This window comes from Shumkonia mesophila, from assembly GCF_026163695.1.
Classification (GTDB): Bacteria; Pseudomonadota; Alphaproteobacteria; order Rhodospirillales; family Shumkoniaceae; genus Shumkonia; species Shumkonia mesophila.
This window is the reverse complement of sequence record NZ_JAOTID010000010.1, coordinates 18,731-39,584: the sequence shown is the minus strand read 5'-3', so window position 1 is coordinate 39,584 and position 20,854 is coordinate 18,731. Positions and strand designations below refer to the sequence as shown.

19 protein-coding genes are annotated in these 20,854 nt (G+C 65.8%); 4 read left to right on the top strand and 15 right to left on the bottom strand.

What is annotated here, in order from left to right; translation table 11 throughout:
• Window positions 1-29: 29 nt before the first annotated feature.
• Window positions 30-1,022: a hopanoid-associated sugar epimerase gene (gene hpnA, locus ODR01_RS16145; RefSeq protein ID WP_316978720.1), complete on the bottom strand. Its 993-nt coding sequence runs from the start codon at window positions 1,020-1,022 to the stop codon at window positions 30-32.
• 200 nt (window positions 1,023-1,222) lie between these two features.
• Between hpnA and ispH the strand changes: the two genes are divergently transcribed.
• Entirely contained in the window at window positions 1,223-2,212 is a 990-nt protein-coding gene (ispH, locus tag ODR01_RS16140; protein ID WP_449441454.1) for a 4-hydroxy-3-methylbut-2-enyl diphosphate reductase, read from the top strand.
• 4 nt (window positions 2,213-2,216) lie between these two features.
• Window positions 2,217-3,353 (top strand): adenosyl-hopene transferase HpnH, encoded by a 1,137-nt coding sequence (hpnH, locus tag ODR01_RS16135; protein ID WP_316978718.1) that lies wholly within the window; start codon window positions 2,217-2,219, stop codon window positions 3,351-3,353.
• Here hpnH and ODR01_RS16130 read toward each other — a convergent pair.
• From ODR01_RS16130 to ODR01_RS16090, 9 genes are all read right to left on the bottom strand, one after another.
• Entirely contained in the window at window positions 3,306-3,989 is a 684-nt protein-coding gene (locus tag ODR01_RS16130; protein ID WP_316978717.1) for a phosphorylase family protein, read from the bottom strand. The two genes, hpnH and ODR01_RS16130, sit on opposite strands and share 48 nt — an antisense overlap.
• Window positions 3,990-5,924, bottom strand: coding sequence for a squalene--hopene cyclase (gene shc / locus ODR01_RS16125; RefSeq protein WP_316978716.1), 1,935 nt, complete (start codon window positions 5,922-5,924; stop codon window positions 3,990-3,992).
• A gap of 132 nt (window positions 5,925-6,056) precedes the next feature.
• On the bottom strand, window positions 6,057-7,316 hold the full coding sequence (gene hpnE / locus ODR01_RS16120; RefSeq protein WP_316978715.1) for a hydroxysqualene dehydroxylase HpnE: 1,260 nt from the start codon (window positions 7,314-7,316) through the stop codon (window positions 6,057-6,059).
• Between the two features lies 1 nt (window position 7,317).
• Entirely contained in the window at window positions 7,318-8,181 is an 864-nt protein-coding gene (hpnD, locus tag ODR01_RS16115) for a presqualene diphosphate synthase HpnD (protein WP_316978714.1), read from the bottom strand.
• 32 nt (window positions 8,182-8,213) lie between these two features.
• A complete protein-coding gene (locus ODR01_RS16110; RefSeq protein WP_316978713.1) occupies window positions 8,214-9,386 on the bottom strand; it encodes a glycosyltransferase in 1,173 nt (390 codons plus the stop codon).
• Window positions 9,387-9,393: 7 nt separating this feature from the next.
• Window positions 9,394-10,272, bottom strand: coding sequence for a squalene synthase HpnC (gene hpnC, locus ODR01_RS16105; RefSeq protein ID WP_316978712.1), 879 nt, complete (start codon window positions 10,270-10,272; stop codon window positions 9,394-9,396).
• The gene (locus tag ODR01_RS16100) at window positions 10,269-10,892 is read right to left on the bottom strand and encodes an MlaC/ttg2D family ABC transporter substrate-binding protein (protein ID WP_316978711.1); all 624 of its coding nucleotides are present in this window, start codon (window positions 10,890-10,892) and stop codon (window positions 10,269-10,271) included. Before ODR01_RS16100 ends, hpnC begins: the two co-directional genes overlap by 4 nt.
• Before the next feature lie 148 nt (window positions 10,893-11,040).
• On the bottom strand, window positions 11,041-11,838 hold the full coding sequence (locus ODR01_RS16095; protein WP_316978710.1) for an HAD-IIB family hydrolase: 798 nt from the start codon (window positions 11,836-11,838) through the stop codon (window positions 11,041-11,043).
• Between the two features lie 19 nt (window positions 11,839-11,857).
• Window positions 11,858-13,564 carry a formate--tetrahydrofolate ligase gene (locus ODR01_RS16090; protein WP_316978709.1) on the bottom strand — a complete coding sequence of 569 codons (1,707 nt, stop codon included), beginning with the start codon at window positions 13,562-13,564 and terminating at the stop codon, window positions 11,858-11,860.
• A gap of 135 nt (window positions 13,565-13,699) precedes the next feature.
• On the opposite strand from ODR01_RS16090, the gene ODR01_RS16085 reads away from it, so the two are divergent.
• On the top strand, window positions 13,700-14,920 hold the full coding sequence (locus tag ODR01_RS16085) for an MFS transporter (protein WP_316978708.1): 1,221 nt from the start codon (window positions 13,700-13,702) through the stop codon (window positions 14,918-14,920).
• Here ODR01_RS16085 and ODR01_RS16080 read toward each other — a convergent pair.
• The 3 genes from ODR01_RS16080 to ODR01_RS16070 form a co-directional block, all read right to left on the bottom strand.
• Entirely contained in the window at window positions 14,917-16,551 is a 1,635-nt protein-coding gene (locus ODR01_RS16080; RefSeq protein WP_316978707.1) for an enoyl-CoA hydratase-related protein, read from the bottom strand. The two genes, ODR01_RS16085 and ODR01_RS16080, sit on opposite strands and share 4 nt — an antisense overlap.
• Before the next feature lie 68 nt (window positions 16,552-16,619).
• Window positions 16,620-17,669, bottom strand: coding sequence for a hydrogenase expression/formation protein HypE (gene hypE / locus ODR01_RS16075; RefSeq protein ID WP_316978706.1), 1,050 nt, complete (start codon window positions 17,667-17,669; stop codon window positions 16,620-16,622).
• A 79-nt stretch (window positions 17,670-17,748) separates the two neighbouring features.
• Complete coding sequence (locus tag ODR01_RS16070; RefSeq protein ID WP_316978705.1) at window positions 17,749-17,955, bottom strand: hypothetical protein; 207 nt, start codon at window positions 17,953-17,955, stop codon at window positions 17,749-17,751.
• Window positions 17,956-18,168: 213 nt separating this feature from the next.
• Between ODR01_RS16070 and ODR01_RS16065 the strand changes: the two genes are divergently transcribed.
• Window positions 18,169-19,443, top strand: coding sequence for a sensor histidine kinase (locus tag ODR01_RS16065; protein WP_316978704.1), 1,275 nt, complete (start codon window positions 18,169-18,171; stop codon window positions 19,441-19,443).
• 19 nt (window positions 19,444-19,462) lie between these two features.
• Here the strand turns inward: ODR01_RS16065 and hypD are convergent, their stop codons facing one another.
• Both hypD and ODR01_RS16055 read right to left on the bottom strand, forming a co-directional pair.
• Complete coding sequence (gene hypD, locus ODR01_RS16060) at window positions 19,463-20,608, bottom strand: hydrogenase formation protein HypD (protein ID WP_316978703.1); 1,146 nt, start codon at window positions 20,606-20,608, stop codon at window positions 19,463-19,465.
• Window positions 20,605-20,844: a HypC/HybG/HupF family hydrogenase formation chaperone gene (locus ODR01_RS16055; RefSeq protein ID WP_316978702.1), complete on the bottom strand. Its 240-nt coding sequence runs from the start codon at window positions 20,842-20,844 to the stop codon at window positions 20,605-20,607. Before ODR01_RS16055 ends, hypD begins: the two co-directional genes overlap by 4 nt.
• Window positions 20,845-20,854: the final 10 nt, after the last annotated feature.

Sequence of the window (20,854 nt, the reverse complement as noted above, 5' to 3'; positions counted from 1 at the left end):
GCGGCCGAACCGCAATGAACGGCTGGCCGTCAGCCGAGATAGCCGTTTTCGCGAAACCACCGGATGGCGTCGGAGAGCGCCTGGACAGCCGGACGCGGCGCGTATCCCAACTGCCGGATGGCCTTGTCGCAGGTGAAGAACATCTTCTTGCGGGCCATGCGGACGCCGTCCACGGTGGCAAACGGCTCGTCGCCGCCGGTCCACCGGGTCCAGGCCTCGGCCAGGAAGGCGATGGGAAGGATTACGCCGTGAGGCACCCGGAAAAGCGGTCCCCTTCCCCCCGTCGCCGCCGCGACCGCCACCAGGATCTGGCGCAGGGTCAGGTTCTCGCCGCCGAGAATATAGCGTTCCCCGATCCCGCCCCGCTCGAAGGCGGCCAAGTGTCCGGCGGCCACATCGTCGACGTGCACGACGTTGAGACCGGTATCGACATAGGCCGGCATGCGCCCCGCCGCCGCCTCGACGATCATCCGCCCGGTCGGCGTCGGCTTGATGTCGCGGGGCCCGATCGGCGCCGATGGATTGACGATCACCACCGGCGCCCCCTCCCCGGCAACCATCTCGCGAACGGCCTCTTCGGCCAGGAATTTCGACCGCTTGTAGGGCCCGATCATGTCGTCAAGGGTGGCGGGGGTCCGCTCGTCGGCGGGCTGGCCGTCCGCCCGCACGCCCAAGGTGGCGACGCTGCTGGTATAGACGATGCGTGAAACGCCGGCGTCCATGGCCGCGCGCAGGATATTGCGGGTGCCCCCGACGTTGCTCGTCATCATCGCCTGCGGATCGCGGGTCCACAGGCGATAATCGGCCGCCACGTGGAAAAGCGCGTCACAGCCGGCGCAGGCGACCTTCAGCGAGGCCGTGTCGGTAAGATCGCCGACCACAACGTCGGCGGCCAGGCCTTCGAGGTTGCGCCGGTCGCTGGACGCCCTCACCAGCACGCGCGCCGCGTGCCCGGCCCCGAGCAGGGCCCGGGCCACGGCTGAGCCGACGAACCCGGTTGCCCCGGTGACGAGCGCTTTCATGCAAATCATTTCCCGTGTGGGTTTCCGACCGCCGCGGAGTATACCAGCGGGAGGCGCGCTGTCGCCATTTTCGTCGGGCCGCCCGATTTGGCCGCGACCGGCGGCAATTTCCCTTCAACTTCCGGCGAATCATCCCTATGTTCCTGGGCGACGGCCGTCGATGGAACGGCGGAGCCGCACGCTTTTCAACCTGTCGAGGCATCGTGACAAACGGGAACGAGAGAGTTCTGCGGGTACTGTTGGCCCAGCCGCGCGGATTCTGCGCCGGTGTCGAACGCGCCATCGAGATCGTTCAGCGCGCGCTCGACCTGTTCGGCCCGCCCGTCTACGTGCGCCATGAAATCGTCCACAACAAGCACGTCGTGGAGTCGCTGCGCGCCAAGGGCGCGGTGTTCGTCGAGAACCTGAGTGACATTCCGGAGGGCGCGGTAACGATCTTCAGCGCGCACGGCGTACCGGAAGCCGTGCAGGTGGAGGCCGAGCGGCGCAACCTGCCGACCATCGACGCCACCTGCCCTCTCGTCTCGAAGGTCCATAAGGAAGGGCAGAATCAAGCCCAACGGGGCCGCGAGGTGATCCTCATCGGCCACGACGGCCATCCGGAGGTCGAGGGAACGCGCGGACGCATCCCCGGCGGCGTCCATCTGGTCAGTTCCCCAGACGACGTCGCCACCATCCAGGTCAGGAATCCCGAGCAGGTCGCCTACGTCACGCAGACCACGCTTTCGGTCGACGAAACCCGCGACATCATCGCGGCGCTGAAGCGTCGTTTCCCAAAAATCGTCGGACCCGACGTCAAGGACATCTGTTACGCCACCCAGAACCGCCAGTCGGCGGTCCGCAAGCTGGTGGGGGTGGCCGATATTCTTCTGGTCGTCGGTTCCCGCAACAGTTCCAACTCGAACCGGCTGCGGGAAATCGGGACCGAAATGAACATCCCCAGTTATCTGATCGACGACGCCAATGCGCTCGATCCGCGCTGGCTCGACGGCGTCTCCACGGTGGGGATCACGGCGGGGGCGTCGGCCCCCGAGGAACTGGTTCTCGAACTCATCCACCGGCTGGGGGATTTCGGGAAGGTCGAGGTGTCGGAGATTGGCGGCATCGAAGAAAACATGCACTTCAAGCTACCCAGCAATCTCAACGAGATGGCTGCCCACCTGAAGGCGCAAGAACGCTCGGAGGCCTGATCCCGTGCCGGTTCCACTGATTCAGCAAGTTCGCGTCGGTGCCTACGTTCTGCGCCAGAAGCTGCGCGGCAACGCGCGCTATCCGCTGGTTCTCATGCTGGAACCGCTGTTCCGCTGCAACCTGGCGTGCGCCGGGTGCGGCAAGATCGATTATCCCGATCCCATCCTGAACCGGCGCATGAGCGTTCAGGACTGTCTCGATGCGGCCGAGGAATGCGGCGCGCCCATCGTTTCGATCCCCGGCGGCGAGCCCCTTTTGCACAAGGAAATCGTCGAGATCGTCAACGGCCTCGTCGCCCGCAAGAAGTTCGTCTACCTCTGCACCAACGCGCTTCTCATGGAAAAGCGCCTGGACCGTTTCACGCCCAGTCCGTACCTGACGTTTTCGGTGCATCTCGACGGCGACCGTGAGCACCACGACCGCGCCGTCTCGCAGGAAGGGGTGTTCGACAGGGCGGTTTCGGCCATTCGGGCGGCGCGCCAGCGCGGCTTCCGCGTCACCATCAACTGCACGCTTTTCGACTATGCCGATCCCAAGAACGTCGCCGAATTCCTGTCGTTCGCCTGTGACGAACTGGACGTCGAGGGCGTCACGGTGGCACCCGGCTATGCCTACGAGCGGGCGCCGGTTCAGGAGCATTTCATGACGCGGACGCGCACCAAGGACTTCTTCCGCGCGCTGTTCCGTCTCGGTTCCGGACGCAAATGGCGGTTCAACCAGTCCTCCCTCTATCTGGATTTCCTGGCCGGAAATCAGCAGTACCGGTGCACGCCGTGGGGGAACCCGACCCGCAACATCTTCGGCTGGCAACGCCCGTGCTACCTGCTCAGCGAGGGGTATGCCCCCACCTTCAAGGCGCTGATGGAGGAAACCGACTGGGACAGCTACGGCACCGGCAACTACGAGAAATGTGCCAACTGCATGGTGCATTGCGGCTACGAGCCGACGGCGGTCATCGACACCGTCGCCCATCCGTTAAAGGCATTGAAGATAGCCCTTCGCGGGGTCGACACCGAGAAACCGATGGTTGCCGACATCCCGCTCGAAAACCAACGGCCGGCCGAATTTGTTTTCGAAGCCCTGACGGCGCAGCTAAAGGAAGCCGAGGCCGGGCCCCAAAAGCGCAGCGACGCGGCGTAAGGAAGCCAGCGCCCGGCGATTGACACTCGCCAGTCGGACGATGGCGGGCAAATCGCTTGGCCGTTTCAACAGGCCGGCGCAGAACGTCCCTACCTTGACGCCCCCCTCCCCGTCGATCACCCCCGCCAGCCAGGCGGGAACGCGGTGGTTTGCCGTATCGGCGATGACGCGGATGGCCAAAAACGGCAGATCGAACCGGCGCGCCGCGATGGCGACCGCCGCGCTTTCCATGTCGACGGCGATGGCTCCCGTCTTCTCATGCAGGCGGCGCTTTTCCTCGGGCGTTTCGACCGCCACCTCCGCCCCGGCCAACAGGCCGACCGTCAGACGCGTTTCCCCGTGCAGGATGGCGGATGCGCGGGCGTGCCACGCGGCATCCGCCGGAAATGCGGCATCCCCGCCGGCGACGCGGTCGGCGAGGATCACGTCCCCCGAACGCAATGCCGGGTGCAGCCCGCCGGCCAAGCCGAAACTGGCCAGCGCCACGCAGCCCCCCTCCGCCAGTTCGCGGGCCAAGGCATGGGCCCGCCGGGCGTCGGCACCGGCGCAACGGATGGCCACAAGCCCCGCCCGCCCAATGTCTCTCAGGCAATCGGTTTCGCTGACAAGACCGGTGACGATACCGAGTTGGCTCACCTACAAACCATACGGGGTCGATCGCACATTGGCCCGGCGCAGATGGCGATACCTAGCCAGGGTCCACAGTGGGAAATACGCGCTGTAGCCATGGTAGCGCAGATAGAACACCCGCGGGAAGCCGACCGCGTTGAAGTATTCTTCCTGCCACTTCCCATTGACGCGGGGCGCCTCCAGAAGATACTCGAGCCCCCGGCGGACCGCCTCGCTATCCACCTCGCCGGCCGCCATGAGGCCGAGAAGCGCCCACGCGGTCTGGGACGGCGTACTGACCTTGACCTCGTCCCGGCGGTGCTGCCAGTAGCTGGCGCAATCCTCGCCCCATCCGCCGTCGGCCCGCTGCCGGGCCTTCAGCCAGTCGACCGCGCGGCGGATGTGGGGCATATCCGGGTCCTCGCCGGCGGCGTTGAAGGCGCACAGCGCCGACCACGTGCCGTAGACATAGTTGTTGCCCCAGCGGCCGAACCACGACCCATCCTCCTCCTGCTCGTTCTTGAGGTAGCGGAGGCCCCGCTCCATGGCGGGATGGGTGCGATCATACCCCATCTGGGCCAGCAGGCAGATGCAGCGCGCGCTGACGTCGGCCGACGGCGGATCCAGCAGAGCGCCATGGTCGGCGAATGGGATGTGCTGGAGGAAGTAATAGGTGTTGTCGGCATTGAAGGCGCCCCAGCCGCCGTTGCGGCTTTGCATGCCGATCACCCATTCGGCGGCGCGCTCGATCGCCATGTGGTAGCGGTCCGGGTCCGCCCGGTGGAGCGCCATGGCGACCACCGCGGTGTCGTCGACGTCGGGATAGTAGTCGTTGCGATACTGGAAGGCCCAGCCGCCTGGGCGCAGATGCGGCCTGTCGGTGATCCAGTCGCCCTCGACGTCGAGAATCTGACGGTCCACCAGCCATTGGTTGGCCTTCTCGATCACCGGATGATCGCTTTGCAGTCCGGTCTCCAGAAGCGCGTGCGCCGCGAGCCCGGTATCCCATACGGGCGACAGGCAGGGTTGGCAATAGCCCATGCCATTCTTAAAGACCAGCAGACCGTTGACGGCCCTGCGCGCCGCGACATAATCCGGATGATCCTTCGGGTACCCCAGCACATCGAACGCCATCAATGTGTTGGCGATGGCGGGAAAGATGCCGCCCAACCCGTCTTCGCCGTTCAGGCGCTCCTGGACGAATGCCATCGCCTTCCGGATGGCCTTGCGCTGGAGGGCTTTCGGAGATAACGGCTGGAGGAACCGCCCCACGCCGTCGAAAGCCAGCATGATCTCCCCGAGCCAATGTCCGGTGGGGTTGGACAGGTAGCGCTTTTCCTGGTCGGGCGGCGTTACGAACAGTTCGGCGATGGAAACCCCGCGCGGGTTTTTCGCCTGCGGTTTGAGCGCCTCAAGGACCATCAGCGGCACCATGACGGTGCGCGACCAGTAGGACACCTTGTCCATGTGGAAAATAAACCAGCGGGGCAGCAGCAGGACTTCCAGCCACATCACCGGGGTCGCCCGCCACGGCACCTGCCCGAAGAGTGCCAGCGTGAAGCGGGTCAGCACGTTGGCGCGTGCCGCGCCGCCTTCGGCCAGGATGGCTTCGCGGGCCCGCTTCATGTGCGGCGCGTCGGACGAATCGCCACACATCTTGAGGGCGAAATAGGCCTTCACCGAAGCGCTGATGTTGAAATCGCCGTCATGATAAAGGGGCCAGCCGCCATGCTTGCCCTGGATCGCCCGCAAATAGTTGGCGAGTTTCGATTCGGTATCGTCGTCGATCTCGTCGAGAAAATGGTTGAGAAGGATGTATTCCGCCGGAATGGTCGCGTCGGCCTCGAGTTCGAAGGCCCAATGGCCGTCGTTGGCCTGAAAACCCGTCAGGGCTCCGGACATTTCCTCGACAAGGGCATCGACTCGCGCGTCGAAGGATGCCCCATTACCGGTAGACGTCATATCGCTTCGTTCCCGTTCGTGTTCGACGGCAGTTGAAGTGGGAGGAAATGGCAAGTGCGGTTCCTCCTCTCGCGCGCATGTGGGGTTGCGTGGATTGCCGTGCGCGCTTTGTGCAAGAATTTCGCGCCCGGTTCAAGGCCCGTCGGAAAGATGGCTGACCGCTTCCGCCGCTTTTCTTCCGGATCGGACCGCCCCTTCGATCGTTGCCGGCAGGCCGGTATCGGTCCAATCGCCGGCAAGGACAAGGTTTCGCCAGGACGTCCGTGCCGGCGGCCGGCGGCGCGTTTGTTCCGGCGTCTGCGCAAATGTGGCCCGCTTTTCCTTGACGACCCGGAAAGGTGGCATCTTCGTTCCGCCGCATCCCAGGACTTGTGAAATTTCCGCCCATATACGGCTGGCGATTTTCTCGGGCGGCCCCTCGACGGCGTCCGCCGCACTCACCGTGACCGAAACCATGTCCTGCCGGCAGAACAGCCACTGCGCCACGCCGCCCACCAAGCCGACCATCGACGGCAATCCGGGCGGCGTGTCGGCATGCCGGAAATGAACATTGAGGATGGCCCTGTACTCTGTGGGAACGACGAGGTCGGGCAGAAGCGATGCGCACACGGCTGCCGGAACCGCAAGAACGACTGAATCCTCCTCGCCGACGGCGATTTGGCGCTCGCCCAGGTCGATGGCGGTCACCCGGTCGCCCGTCCGTTCGAGCCTCCGGACACGCCGCCCAAAGCCGACCTCAACCCCCCGTGTCCTCAAACAGGCCAGCGCCGGATCGACCAAGCTTTCCGACAATCCGACCCGGGCGATACGCGGACGATAGGCCGTTTCACCGCGCCCCAGCGTTTCGCGCACGACCGGCCACAAGAGCGCGGCCGACGCCTCCTTGGGGTCGGTGTTCATGACAGCCAAGGCGAAGGGATGCCAGAAGCGGCGGTAAAGGGGACCGCCGTCGTCTAGCACCTGGGCCACGGTCTCCGACGGGCCGGCTCCGGCCAAACGGGCGGCGCGAAAATAGTCCCAGGCACTCGTCCCGGGAACCCGGCGCGACGGCGCCAAAATCCACCACGGCAGGCGGCCGGCGTTGGGGCGGATCGTCCAGCCAGCCCGCCGCTCGAGATCGTAGAAGGCGAATTCGGCGCGGTCTGGCCCTGCCAGCGTGTCGTCCGCCCCCACTTCCGACAGGTAGGAAAGGGTGGCGCTGTTGCCGCTCAGCAGCAGATGGTTGCCGTTGTCGATCCGCCGGCCCAGATGGTCGTCGAAATAGGACCGGCAGCGCCCACCGGCATGTGGGGCACTTTCCAGGACCTCGACCTCCCGGCCGAGCGACGAGAGCCCCACCGCGCAGGACAGCCCGGCCATGCCGGCCCCGATGACGAAAGTGCGCGGCGCCACCCTAGAGCACTCCGTGACGCAGGGCGATCCACAGCTTGAGCAGCCGGGGCACGGCCACCGCCTTGTCCAGATGCCGCCAGCCTCGGGCTTCCAGGCGCAGGAGAATGGCCCGGTAAACCTCCATCATGATGGCGGCCGGCCGCACCGCCCGCCGTTCGCAGCCGGCCATGATTGCCCGCGCCACGGCGTACTGCCGGCGGGTCTTGGCCGCCAGCGCCGCACAGGCTTCGGGAAATCGCGGATGGGCCAGAATGCCAGCCGCGTCGTCGACCTCGGAGATGCCGTGGGCACCGAGAAGGCTGATCGGTACGTAAAGCCGATCCCGCTCCGCGTCCTCGGCAAGGTCGCGCAGAATGTTGGTCATCTGCAGGGCGTCGCCCAACGCACGGGCCAGGGCGTCACTGGCTTCGGGCGCGACCCCGAAAATGCGGTTCGACAGCCGTCCCACCGAGCAGGCGACCCGATCGCAGTACAGCGCCAGTTCCGCCTCGTCGGCGATGCGCACCGTGCGGGCGGCGTCCATCTCCATGCCATCGATCAGCGCCAACAGGTCGGCTTTCTGCAAATCGAACCGGGCAACCGCATCGGACAGGACACAGGAAATCGGCATGCCCGGCGCGCCGTTGAACATCCGCTCGATTTCCACCCGCCATTCGGCCAGACGCTGCCGTTTCTCTTCCGGTGTGCCGGACTCGTCGGCGATATCGTCGACTTCCCGGCAATACGCGTAGAGCGCATACATCGCCTGGCGCTTGTCGGGCGGCAGAAATCGCATCGCCGTCAGGAAGGAGCTTCCCGAATTGGTCACGGCATTATCGACGAAAGCCGCCGGATCGGCGGCGGCAGGGGCGGTTGGGTTGGTCATGGCGTCATGCATACATCAGCCCTGCCTTGCCGTCATCCCTTGCCGGGAACGCCGCCCCGGTAGCTTCGCCCCTTCCAGGCGCCGCCCTCGCCCCGCCACGTGCGGCGCGCCGATTCCAGGGTGAAGACCGTGTAGAGGACTGCTGCTATGGGAAGCGCCGCAGCCCTCGGCAAAGACAGCCGGTAGAGGCGGACGATCGGCGAGTAGGCCACCGTCATCGCCGCCCAACCGAGACCGCCGAAGATGGCCATCGGCAGATCGCCGGCAACCAGACCCACGACAAGGGCCGCCGGCGGCACGGCGTAAAGGACGATCATTCCCGCCAACGTGCCCGCCAGCAGCGCCGGGGAATTGCCCAACTGCTCGAAGGCGGTCCGGGCGACCATCCGCGCGATCCCCGACAAACGGTCATAGCGGCGCAGGCTGATGGTTTTGCTCGCCAATCCCAGCCAGATCCGCCCCCGCCCCTTGAGCAGGGCCGCCAGCGCGCAATCGTCGATCAGGCGGCCGCGGATCGCAGCGATGCCACCGGCCGCCTCCAGCGCGGCGCGGCGCACCAGCATGCACCCACCGGCCGCCGCCGCCGTCGACTTGCGGGCGCTATTGACCCAGGCGAAGGGGAACAGCTTCTGGAAGAAGAACACGAAGGCGGGAATCAGCAGCTTTTCCCAGAAGGACTCGCAGCGAAGGTGAACCATCAGCGACACCAAATCCAGGTTGTCGCCGGCCGCCTTACCGACGAGCCGACGCAGGTTGGCGCCGTCGTGCACGATATCGGCGTCGGTCAACAGCAGGAACTCGGCGTCCGGCATCGCCGTCGCGGCCACGTCCACTCCCTGGGCGACGGCCCATAGCTTGCCGGTCCACCCCACCGGCAGCGGCCGTCCCGGCAGCAGGTGGAATCGCGAATCGCCGCTCGCCGCCTCGGTCGCCCGGCCTGTCGTGCCGTCGGCGCTGCCGTCGTCGATCACAATGACCGCAAGCGGCCCCGGATAATCCTGGGAAAGCAGCGAGGAGACCGTGGCGCCGATGGTTTCCGCCTCGTCGCGCGCCGGCACCACCACCGCCACCGCCGGCCACGAGCCCCGCTCCGCACCGCCCTCCTCGGCCAGACGCTGGTCGGCGCGCCAGAAGCCGCCACGCAGGAACAGCAGCCAGAGCCAAGCCAACAGGGAAACAAGGGAGAGCCCGGCAAGCGCGGTCACGGCCGCCTCACGCCAGGCCGGCGATGGCGCCGCGCAAACAGCACCACAGGAACCGCGATTTGCCCAGCTCGATGCGGGGCCCCAATGGATCGCCCCGGCGCAGCTTGTCCACCAGACGATCGGCGATGGCCAAAATCGCCCCGGATTCCATGGCCAGGCGGCGCGAAATCAGCCCGGCGGGAAGCGCCCGCGCCGTTGCCAGCAGCCGCTCGGTGCCGTCGAGCGTCAGGTCGATGACTTGGCGCAGGGCCGGACTCGAGGTCGTCGCGTCGAGATCCTCGACGCGGGCGCCGGCTTGGTGCATCCAGTCCTGGGGCAGATAGATGCGATCGAGCTGGCGGTAGTCGTCCCGGCAGTCCTGAAGATGATTGATCACCTGCAGGCCCATACAGAGCGCGTCGGAAGCCGCATAGCCGGCCCGCGATCCGCCGTGCAGGTCGAGAAGATAACGGCCCACCGGCGCCGCCGACAGCAGGCAATAGCCGATCAGATCGTCCCAGTCCCGGTAGCGCAGCTTAGTGGCATCCTGCCGAAACGCCGTCAGCAGGTCGACGCAGTGGCGCACCTCAACCCTCGTCGTGGCGAGGCTCTCGCGCATACGGCGCGCGGTCGCCAGGTGCGGCTCGTCGCCGGCACGCCCGCATACTGCCGCCTCGAAGGCGTCGAGCCGGGCCACCTTGTCCTCGGGGGCCAGGTCCGGGCTGTCGGCAATATCGTCGGCCGCCCGGGCGAAGGCGTAGAAGATGGCGATGTGCGGGCGCAGCGCGGCCGGCAGAAGCCACGACCCGACGGGAAAATTCTCGTAGGCGACGTCCTTGCCGGACGGCGTTTCGATCGAGGAAGCGAATGCGGCAGTCGCGGAGCGTCCTGGAAGGGTTCCGGTCATGCTCCCTTCTTCAGATCCTCGCGCAGTTTCGCCAGCAGCCCTTCCACCTGGCCGCCGGTCCGGCGGATAACCGAGGTGAACTCGGAGCGTTGCGTCTGGCCCATGCTGACGCCGGCGACGATGACATCGACGATTTTCAGCCGTCCGTCGTAGTCCCGAACCCGCCAGGCCACGTCGAGCGGCTCGCCGCCGGCCGGCCGGGTAATCTGCGAATTGACCAGCAAATCGCCGCCGGTCGCCGGAACCGTTTTGAAGACGGCCAGCTTTTCGCCCGAATAAGAATTGAAACGGTCGACATAGGTGACGACGACCAGGTCCTCGAACAGCGACAGGTATTCCTTGCGTTCGGCCTCGGTCGCGTCGTTCCAGTGCCGGCCCAGAACCCAGCGGCCGATGGTGTCGACGGCGAAATGCTCGTCCAGCAGGTCGCGAAAGCGGGTTAGCCGCTGCTCGCGCGAAACGTCCTTCTCCGTCAAGGCGGCGATCGCCTTGTCGGCCAGGGCTTCAATGAACTTTCCGGCGCGCGCATCGGCATCGTCGGCAGCGGGCGCGCCGCCCGTTCCCATCAGGACAAACGCCCCCACCAGGAGCACGAAAAGAAGGTATCCTCGTTTCAGCATCGAGCCTCTCGCCGGATCTAGCTTTATCTCGGCAGAACCATCGCGACACGCGATCTGCCACCCCTGAGAATCAGGGGCAAGACAATGCCACCCTACCCAAGCCGCGATCAAGTGTTCGTATGGCGGCCGGACAAAATGTCCGCCTTCGTTATCGCCTGGCGTCGATCAAGGCCTCGGCCAGTTCGGCAAAACCCGCCCCGGCGTCTCTTTTGGTGATATAGGTCGGCGCCGCGTCCAGTTCACCCTCGAAACGGCGGACGTTGGCCGTTCCCACCGCGTTCGGAAAGAATCCGAACATCGGTGCGTCATTGGGCGAATCGCCGATAAAAACGAAGGATTCCCTGGCGGCATCCACATCGATATCGAAGCATTCCGCCATCATGATGCGGGTCATCGACAGCTTGTCGTAGGCGCCGAACCATCCGTTGACGTGGATGGAACTGACCTTGGCCGTGGCCCCCGCGGCCGTCATGATGGCGACGATGCGCCCGACCGCCTCGCGCTTCAGTTCGGGCACGTCCTCGCAATAGTCGATGGCGAGGTCCGCCTCGCGATAAAGCTGGTCGGAGGCGACCGCCGTCCCCGGCACCCGGGCCAGGATTTCGTCGCGCAGGGCGTCCAGGCGCCGGCGGTTGGCCACCCGCTCGCGATCGGCGAGCAGGAATCGCTTGGTCAGGGTGCGCCTGGCCGCATCGTAGCGGAAATAAAAGGCCCCGTTTTCGCCCACCACGCCATCGACCGGCCACATGCGCGCGATGTGGTCGCACCACCCGGCCGGGCGGCCGGTAATGGGAACGACCATGAAGCCGGCGTCGTGAAGGTGCTCGCAGGCCGCGTAGGCCCGGGCCGTCAGCTTGCCGTCCGTTGTCATGGTGTCGTCGATGTCGGTGAAGACACCGCGGATGCGGCGGCGCGCGTCGACAGGGAACTCGCTGAGAGGCTTCATCGGATTGCCGTCGCCTTTGTCAGAAAAGCCCTTCGATGCGGGCGTTGTCGTCGACGAACATGTGATGGGCCGCCGGCACCTTGGGCAGACCCGGCATGGTCATGATCTCGCCGCACAGCACCACCAGGAACTCGGCGCCGCCGGCCAGCCGGATCTCGCGGATGGGAACGACATGGTTGCCGGGGGCGCCCTTCAGGTTGGGGTCGGTCGAGAAGCTGTACTGCGTCTTGGCGATGCAGACGGGGAAATGGCCGAAGCCATCGGCCTGCAGTTCCTTGAAGTGGTCGCGGATTTTCTTGTCGGCGATGATGCCCCGAGCCCCATAGATCGTCTGGGCCACGGTGCGCACCTTGTCCCACAGCGGCATGTTGTCGGGGTAAAGCGGCCTGAACTCGCTGGGCCGCTCCTCGATCAGGTCGACCACGTCGCGAGCCAAGCCCTCGGCCCCGGCCCCGCCTTCCGTCCAATGGTTGGCGACCGCCACCCGGACGTCCAGTTCGGCGCAGTGCTGGCGCACCAGATCGATCTCGGCGTCGGTATCGGCGCTGAAGCGGTTCAGCACGACCACCTGCGGCACCCCGAAGTTCCTCAGGTTCTCGACGTGGCGTTCAAGGTTTTCGATGCCCTTCTCCAGGGCGTCGAGGTTCTCCTTCTCGAGATCGGCGCGTTCCACGCCGCCATGCATCTTGAGAGCCCGCACGGTGGCGACCAGGACGGCGGCATCCGGCTCCAGCCCAGCCTTCCGGCACTTGATGTCGAAAAACTTCTCGGCCCCGAGATCGGCGCCGAACCCCGCCTCCGTCACCACGTAGTCGGCCAGCCGGAGCGCGGTGCGCGTGGCGATCACCGAATTGCAGCCGTGCGCGATATTGGCGAACGGCCCGCCGTGCAGGATGGCCGGGTTGTTTTCCAGCGTCTGCACCAGGTTAGGCATCATGGCGTCGCGCAGCAGCACGGCCATCGGCCCGTCGGCCTTGAGCTCGCGGGCCCGGATCGGCTGGCGGTCGCGCGTGTGGCCGATGATGATGTTACCCAGGCGCCGGCGCAGGTCGGCGATATCCTCGGCCAGGCAAAGGATGGCCATGACCTCGGAGGCCGGCGTGATGTCGAAGCCGTCCTCGCGCGGGAAACCGTTGGCGATGCCGCCCAGCGAACAGACGATCGAGCGCAGCGCGCGGTCGTTCATGTCCATGACCCGCCGCCAGGTGACCCGCCGGGGATCGATGTTGAGCCCGTTGCTCCAATAGACGTGGTTGTCGATAAGAGCGGCCAGCAGGTTGTTGGCCGCGCCGATGGCGTGGAAGTCGCCCGTGAAATGAAGGTTGATGTCCTCCATCGGCGCCACCTGGGCGTATCCGCCCCCCGCGGCCCCGCCCTTGACGCCGAAGCAGGGCCCAAGGCTAGGCTCGCGCAGGCACACGATGGTCTTCTTGCCGATGCGGTTGAGGCCGTCGGCCAGCCCGACCGAGGTCGTGGTCTTGCCTTCGCCGGCCGGCGTCGGAGTCATCGCCGTGACCAGAATCAGGCGGCCCTCGGGACGCCCCTTCAGGCCGTCGATGAAGGCGTTGGAGATCTTGGCCTTGTAGTCGCCATAGCGGTAGAGCGCCGCCGCCGGGATTCCCAGCTTGGCACCGATCTCCTCGATGGGCTTGAGGGCGGCCTGTCGCGAGATTTCAAGATCGCTGGCCGGCTTGGACGGAGTGGTTTTACGCACCTTTCTTGCCATCTTGGTCATTTCCCCGCCTATCCCAGAACGCGATTCTTCTCTTCACGTCGTCCCGCCGGTTGACTTGCCCGCGGGAGCCCCGGTAACTAGAGGGATTGGGGCTTCAAACAACAACCCTAACCCCAGGACGTCCAATTGCCCACCGCAATCCAACGCCTCACCGGCATCGGCTGGAAAGAGCAGAGACCGGCCCTTCTTGTCGGCTTCGGCCATGGCGGCACCCACTGGATCGTCGCCACTCTTTATCTGATTTTGCCGTTTGTCGCCAAGGATCTTGGGCTTTCCTACTCGGAAGTCGGCTTTCTCGTCGCGGCGTTTCACGCCAGTTCGACGGCGGCCAACTTCGGCAGCGGACTGGTGGTCGACGTCACCGGCCGCAAGGCGATCTTTCTGCTGCTCTCGCTGATCATCGGCACCGCAGCCTTCTCCGTATTCGCGCTGGGGCCGGTCTTTCCCGTACAGGTCCTGATGGTCGCGTGCATCGGGGCCTCGACGAACCTTTGGCACCCGGCCGCCATCTCCCTCCTTTCCGAACGCTACCCCCGCCACAAGGGATATGCCTTGTCCCTGCACGTGACGGGAGCCAGCATCGGCGATTCGCTGGCACCGCTCGTTGCCGGATTCCTGATCGCCGCCTTGACTTGGCAGGGCACCGCCTTCATGGGCACCGTGCCCGCCTTTCTCGGCGCGCTGCTGATCGCCGCCCTGCTGGTTCGCAACGAGCGGCCATCGATTCGCGGCGATCGCCGCGTCACCGGGTTTCGCGACTATCTGACCGGCATCAAGGAACTGGTTTCCAACAAGGCCGTCCTCAGCCTCTGCCTGATGTCGGGCTTTCGCAACATGACGGTCAACGGCCTTCAGGTCTTCCTGCCGCTATACTTGGCCGACGTCATGCGCATCTCGCCCATTTGGATGGGCGCCGCCATGACGACGCTGCAGGTCGGCGCCATTTTCGGATCGCCGATTGCCGGCGTGGCATCCGACCGCATGAGCCGGCGCACCATCATGATGGCCGGGCTCACCGCTTCTACCGCCGTGCTGCTCGCCCTCACCGTGGTCGAGAACAACATCGTCTTCATCAGCGGCGTGTCGATCTTGGGATTCATGCTGTTCAGCGTCCGTCCGGTCATCCAGAGCTGGCTGATGGACCTGACGCCGCCGCGCGTCAGCGGCAGCGCGACCAGCCTGCTGTTCGGCATCCAGTCGGCGCTCTCGGCCCTTGCCCCCGCCATCGGCGGTATGATGGCCGACGCCTGGGGCCTGCGCTCCGTTTTCCTGATGCTGGGCGGCACCATCCTCATCGCCAACCTGCTGACCTTCCTGCTGCCGAGGGAGGACGCCTCGCAACGCTAGCCGCTCCGCGGACCGATTCGCCGGTGCCGGGCCAAATAGAAGGGCGTCCGCGCCAGCGGCAGCTTGCGGATGAAGTGATAGCGGGCAACGTGATAGCTGGGATCGAAGCCGAAGAAGTTGAGGCGCAGGCGTTCCAACTCTTCGCGGCGATAGGATTCGAGCGGCTTTTTCCGCTCGTCGGCTTGCCGCCGTTCGTTCTTCCGGCGCACGGTTTCGGCGAAGGAATCGCCCGCCAGATCCTCGGCATAGGCCCGGATGGCGGCGTCGAGCGCCTCGCCCCTGGCCTCGAAACAGCCGTCGATCAGGCCGATCCCGGCCGCCTGCCGAGCGCCTATCGGCAGCCTCCGCCCCATGACCTCCTCGACTCCCGCCGCGCCCACCCGTTTCGGCAGCCGATAGGTCCAGTATTCGGAACCATAGAGGTTGCCCATGTTCTTGTAGTGCGGGTTGAGCACAATTCGCGAGGCCGCCATGACGCGGTCGGCCGCCAGGGCCAGAAACACCCCGCCCGCCCCGGCGTTGCCGCGCAGCGCCGCCACCGTCAAGTGGCTGCCGGTAGTGAGGATGGCCCGGCAGAGGTCGTCCATGGCATTGATGTTGTGCCACGATTCCTCGGGTGCGCTGTCGGCCGCCTCGATGGCTCCCAGATGCAGGCCGTTCGACCAGAATTCCTCGCCGCCCATCAGCACGACGACCCGGGTATCGCACGCGCAGGCTTTGCGATAGGCGGCTTCCAGGCGCTGGCACTGGGCGGTGCCCATGGCGCCGTTGTAGAAGGGGAAGAAAAGGTAACCGACCGCTCCCTTTTCTTCGTACCAGATGTCCCGCCACGTGGTTTCGGCGCCGGAAGCCGGGATTTCGGGTACGTCCTCCAGCATCGTGCCGAGGGCCAGGACGGCGGGCCGCTTGAAGCTTCGCTCGTTGTCGGCCGGGGCCGGCTTCAGATGGGTGATCCACACCGCGCCGTCCGTCGTCGCCCGGCAGATGGCTTCGTGGCGTTTGCCGACGATGTCGCCCGGTGGGCCGCGCAGCGCGGCCTCGGGATGGGCGTCGAAGAGGGCGAATTCGACACCTCCGATACGGTCGCGCACGCCGGGGAATCCATCCGCCGAGCGGATCTTGCGAAGGATCGTTTCGGTGTCGTCGCATCGCCAGTCGATGGCGCGGTCTTCCTCCCTCATCAGTGGATGCCAGGTGCCGCGCACGTCAGGCACCGACGCATCCAGCGGCTCGGGCCTGAAAGCCCCAGCGGCGAAGCGCTCGACCGCCAGCAGCACGGCCTCCGCCGCCGCGTCCGTCACCTCTCGCCGGTAAAGGCTGCTCTTGGCGCCCGGTCGCATGGCGAACGGCACCGAAGCCCAGATGTCGCCGGCGTCCATTTCCGCCGCCGCCTGCAGGACGGTGACGCCCCATTCGCGCTCGCCCCCGAGGATCGCCCAGTCGAGCGCCGATGGCCCGCGGTCGCCCTTGATGCCCGGATGGACGATCAGGCAGACGTGGCGGCGCCACACCGTTTCCGGAATGGCCCGCCGCAGGTAGGGAGCGATGATGAGGTCCGGACGGAACATCTCGACCGCTTCGACCGTCACCTGGTCGTTGATGTCGAACTCGACCGAGAGGTCGTGCCCCATTTTCTCAAGCTCTACGTAAAGACGCTGGCTCAACCCATTGAAACTGTGGGTGAGAAAGAGAATTCTCATCAGCAGATGCGCGGCAGCTGCTCGCCGGCCAGCCAGTCGACGATGCGGCTGCCGCCAAAGGTGGTTTCCATCTGCACGAAACGACGGGTGTCCTCGACGACCTCGCCGATGATCGAGGCCTCGCGGCCCAGCGGGTCCTCGCGCATCGCCGCCAGCAGGCGGTCGGCATCGGCGGTGGCACAGAAGGCCACCAGCTTGCCTTCGTTTGCCACATAAAGGGGGTCGAGCCCCAGCAGTTCGCACGCCCCGTGCACCTCGGGACGAATGGGGATGGCGTCCTCGCGGATCTTGATGCCGACGCCGGATTGCAGGGCGATCTCGTTGAGCACGGCAGCCAGGCCGCCGCGGGTGGGGTCGCGCAGGACGTGAATGCCGGGCACCGCCGCCACCATGCGCGCCACCAGCCCGTTGAGCGAGGCGCAATCGGACTGGATTTCGGTTTCGAACGTCAGGTTCTCGCGCGTCGACATGATGGCGACGCCATGGTCGCCCATGCTGCCGCTGACCAGGATCTTGTCTCCCGGCCGGGCGTTGTTAGCCGAGACGTGGACGCCTTCCGGCACGATGCCGACGCCGGTGGTGGTGATGAAGACACCGTCGGCGCTGCCCCTCTCAACCACCTTGGTGTCGCCGGTGACGATCGCCACGCCGGCATTGCGGGCCGCTTCGGCCATGGACTCGACGATCTTCTTCAGATCGGCGAGCGGGAATCCCTCCTCGATGATGAAACCGGACGACAGATAGAGCGGTTGCGCCCCCGCCATGGCAACATCGTTGACCGTTCCATGAACGGCCAGCGAGCCGATGTTGCCGCCGGGAAAGAACAGCGGCGAGATGACGAAGCCGTCGGTGGTCATCGCCATCCGGCCCTTGGGGATATCGAAGACCGCCTGGTCGTTGCGCTGCGACAGCAGCGGATTGTCGAAAGCCCGCTCGAACAGTTCCTCGATCAGCTGGGCCATGGCGCGCCCGCCGCTGCCGTGGGTCAGGTCGACCTTGCGGGTCGTGAAGTCGAGGGGACGGGCATAGGGTCTCTTGGCCTGGCTCATGGGCTCCGCTTCTCCGCAGGGTGGGGTCTCCGGGCGGTGACTATAGCGGGCCATTCCACGCGATGCACCAGCCCGTTGGTCATCCGCCGCCCGCCCCCAGATCGAAGAGGGACTGCAGAACCATCAGCGCGCCGACCCCGGCCAGGGCCGCCCCCAGCACCGCCAACCTAGCCGTGAAACGGCTGTAGGCCAGTCGCGCCACCCACAGGCGATCCGTCCTATCCTTCCACCAGAAAACACCCAGCACCATGCCCAGCAGGGCGACACCGGCCATCAGGACAGTCATCGACGCATCACCAAAGCCGCCTCCCGCCTGAACGTAAGCTTTCCTTGGCCGATTGGAAGCGGATCGATTGAAAAAACCGCCCGAAACGTTCATGATCAAAAGTAGAGTACGGAGGTTATTAAGATAAGAAATGCGCAATCCGACCCATTTCGGAGTCGGCGGGGGGAGGTTTTCTTGAACGCGCCCATGGGGAACTTTCCATTAAAACTCGCCGTGATCTACGCTGGATTTTCTGGCCTGTGGATCGCCGGCTCCGACCAAGTGGTCCAAACGCTGTTTCCGGAAGCCGTTTCGACCGTGCAAACCTTCAAGGGAAGCGCCTTCGTCCTTTGCACGACGGTCCTGCTGTTCCTGCTGCTGCGTCGTGAAATGGCCCGGCGGTCGAAGATAGAGACTCGCCTGCGGGACAGCGAACGAAAGTTCCGGGCCATCGCCGAAACGGCACCCGTCGCGCTGCTGATTGCCCGCCTTCGCGACGGCGTCATCCTGTTTTCGAACGCCACCGCCAGCAGCCTTTGCGGGCATGACGGAGCCCCGCTCGACGGCCTCGACATCCGGGACCTGGGTTTCGTGCCCAACGACCGCGAGCAATGGCGCCGCGCCCTGACCGGCCGCAACGGCACCGGCCAGACGGAAGGACGGCTGTCCCGGACGGACGGCGGAGAGCGCATGGTGCTGGTTTTTTTCCAGAAGGTCCGGCTGGCCGGCGAGGCGGTGCTGGTGACGGCGGCCGCCGACATCAGTGAACGTCACCGTGCCGCCGAAACCGTGCGCGTCCTTCAGTTGGAACTGGCCCACGCCTCGCGGGTCAGCGCCATGGGGGAGATGGCCGCCCAGTTCGCCCACGAACTCAGCCAGCCGTTGACCGCTATCTCGACCTGCGCCGAGGGCGGCGTCGACGCGCTGTTTCCACCGGGAGGCAACCCCGACAACGCCTTGACGGCCCTGCGCCTGATCGTCGGGCAAGCGAAACGGGCCAGCGAGATCATCCGCCGCACCCGCAAGTTCATCGAAAAACACGAGCAGGAAAAAGTGCGGACCGACGTCAACAGCCTGATCCGCGACGCCGCCGAACTCATCCAGGGCGAAGCCAACCGTCGAAACGTCGACATGCGCCTTCAACTGGCCGAGCAGCTGCCGACGGCGTTTGTCGACATCGTGCAGATCCAGCAGGTGATCGTCAACCTGGCGCGCAATGGCATCGACGCGATGAGCGGTAACGACCCCGCGCGGCGGCAGTTGGTGATCAGCACGGAGCCCTCGCCGGAGGGGATCGTCGTCTCGGTCGAGGACAGCGGACCGGGCATTCCGCCGGAAATCCGCATGCGGCTGTTCGAGCCCTTCTTTTCGACGAAATCCGACGGCTTGGGAATCGGCCTTTCCATCTGCCGATCCATCGTCGAGGCGCACGGCGCCCATTTGATGGTGTCGTCTGCGCCGGGACAAGGGGCGCAGTTCCGGTTCGCCCTGCCGTTCCAGGCCGCCTAACCGGCACCCAAGGCCTGGCCTACGACGCCGCGCGGTCCGTCTGGGGCTCGCGGAAGCGGCCAAAGGTGTAGTAGGCGGCGCACGCCCCTTCGGAAGACACCATGCACGACCCCATCGGCGTTTCCGGGGTGCACACGGTACCGAAGATCTTGCAGTCGGTCGGCTTCTTGACGCCGCGCAGGATGGCGCCGCACTCGCAGGCCTTGTTCTCCTTGCCCTGCGACGGCGACACCGGGAAGCGCCCCTCGGCGTCGAAGTCAGCGAACTCGGCCTTGATCCTGAGCGCGCTGTAGGGCACCTGCCCCAGGCCCCGCCACTCGAAGCTGGAGCGCAGTTCGAAAACCTCGGCGACCAGGGCCTGCGCCTTGACGTTGCCGTCCCGCGTGACGACGCGGGTGTATTCGTTTTCGACCTCGGCGCGGCCATCGTTGAGCTGGCGGATGAGCATCAGCACCGACTGCATGACGTCGAGCGGCTCGAAGCCGGCGATCACCACCGGCCGCTGGTACTCCTCGGCGAAGAACTCGAACGGCCGACTGCCGATGACCGCGGACACGTGGGCCGGCCCGAGGAAGGCGTCGAGCGCAATGGTGCCCAGTTTACGGACCTCCGGACTTTCCAGGATGTTGACGATGGCCGCCGGCGTCAGGACGTGATTGCAGAACACGCTGAAGTTGGCGAGCTTTTGGGCCTTGGCCTCCTTGATGGCGATGGCCGTGGGCGGCGTCGTCGTCTCGAAGCCGATGGCAAAAAAGATGACTTGGCGATCCGGGTTGTCGGCGGCGATGCGCAAGGCATCCAGGGTCGAATAGACCATCCGCACATCGGCGCCGTCGGCCTTGGCGCGCAAGAGACTCATGCCGTTGGAACCGGGCACCCGCAACAAATCGCCGTAGGTGCAGAGGGTGACCCCCTCCTTGCCGGCCAATTCCACCGCGTTGTCGATGCGCCCGATCGGCAGCACGCAGACCGGGCAGCCCGGCCCGTGAATGAGGCGCACCGCCGCCGGCAGCAGGTCCTGAACGCCATAGCGGAAGATGGCGTGGGTGTGGCCGCCGCAGAACTCCATGATGTGATAGCGACGGTCGGGCCGAACCTCCGCCGCGATCTTGGCGGCGAGCGTTCTGGCCATCTGGCCGTCGCGGAATTCCTCGACGTATTTCAATGCCGCGTCGACTCCCCTGTCAGGGCCGCCATCTCGGCGAACAGTTCAAGCGTCTTCTCGGCTTCCTCGGGATCGAGCTTGGACAGCGCGAAGCCGGTATGGATGATCACGTAGTCACCGACCTTGACGCCCTCGACCAGCGACACCGATATGCTTTTCTTGACGCCGCCGATGTCGACCGAGGCCATGCCGCCTTCAGCCAGTTCCACCACTTTTGCCGGGATTGCCAGACACATCTTTTTTCTT

Bases quoted from the DNA above. Each gene is read 5' to 3' on its own strand.
- shc (WP_316978716.1), bottom strand. From the start codon at position 5,924: ATGACGTCTACCGGTAATGGGGCATCCTTCGACGCGCGAGTCGATGCC.
- hypE (WP_316978706.1), bottom strand. From the start codon at position 17,669: ATGAGCCAGGCCAAGAGACCCTATGCCCGTCCCCTCGACTTCACGACC.
- hpnC (WP_316978712.1), bottom strand. From the start codon at position 10,272: ATGACCGGAACCCTTCCAGGACGCTCCGCGACTGCCGCATTCGCTTCC.
- ODR01_RS16100 (WP_316978711.1), bottom strand. From the start codon at position 10,892: ATGCTGAAACGAGGATACCTTCTTTTCGTGCTCCTGGTGGGGGCGTTT.
- ODR01_RS16070 (WP_316978705.1), bottom strand. From the start codon at position 17,955: ATGACTGTCCTGATGGCCGGTGTCGCCCTGCTGGGCATGGTGCTGGGT.
- hpnD (WP_316978714.1), bottom strand. From the start codon at position 8,181: ATGACCAACCCAACCGCCCCTGCCGCCGCCGATCCGGCGGCTTTCGTC.
- ODR01_RS16090 (WP_316978709.1), bottom strand. From the start codon at position 13,564: ATGGCAAGAAAGGTGCGTAAAACCACTCCGTCCAAGCCGGCCAGCGAT.
- ODR01_RS16055 (WP_316978702.1), bottom strand. From the start codon at position 20,844: ATGTGTCTGGCAATCCCGGCAAAAGTGGTGGAACTGGCTGAAGGCGGC.
- ODR01_RS16095 (WP_316978710.1), bottom strand. From the start codon at position 11,838: ATGAAGCCTCTCAGCGAGTTCCCTGTCGACGCGCGCCGCCGCATCCGC.
- hpnA (WP_316978720.1), bottom strand. From the start codon at position 1,022: ATGAAAGCGCTCGTCACCGGGGCAACCGGGTTCGTCGGCTCAGCCGTG.
- ODR01_RS16080 (WP_316978707.1), bottom strand. From the start codon at position 16,551: ATGGGGCACGACCTCTCGGTCGAGTTCGACATCAACGACCAGGTGACG.